The sequence below is a fragment of the Kitasatospora phosalacinea genome (assembly GCF_000716545.1).
In the GTDB taxonomy this organism is placed as follows: Bacteria; Actinomycetota; Actinomycetes; order Streptomycetales; family Streptomycetaceae; genus Kitasatospora; species Kitasatospora phosalacinea.
Window position 1 is genome coordinate 1 of sequence record NZ_JNWZ01000182.1, and the last position, 414, is coordinate 414.

General features: G+C 67.9%; 1 pseudogene. It reads right to left on the minus strand.

What is annotated here, in order from left to right:
- Positions 1-201 (minus strand): annotated as a pseudogene (locus OO48_RS37985) (hypothetical protein); the annotation flags it as partial.
- Positions 202-414 lie beyond the last annotated feature (213 nt).

Here is a 414-nt window from a genome sequence, read left to right on the forward strand (position 1 = left end):
CCCCAGCACACTGGTCCCGGCGCTGCCGACCCATTCGCCGCGGTGGTCGTTGACGCGCAACTGGATGCCGGTGAGCCCGGAGTCGACGATCTCCTGGAGTGCGCGGCTCAGGGCGGGGCGGTCGAGGGCGGGGCGGTCGTGCACGGAGCGGTCCTCCCTGGACTCCTCGGGTGTGAGGGCCTGGTTCGCCGGGTTGGTCATGGTGCTGTTCCTCACGGGTCGGGGGGTGGCGTAGGGCAGTGCGGCTCTGGCTCGACACAGCGGACTCCTTGCGGAGTGGTGGGAGGCAGAAGCTTCACCGAGAAACGACACGTGCCGTTTCTGATGGTGAGTGTGCTCCGGGCGCCGGATACTGTCAATACGGAACGTGTCGTTTCCTGTAGGCTCGGCGGCATGCCCGACCAGAACGCACCG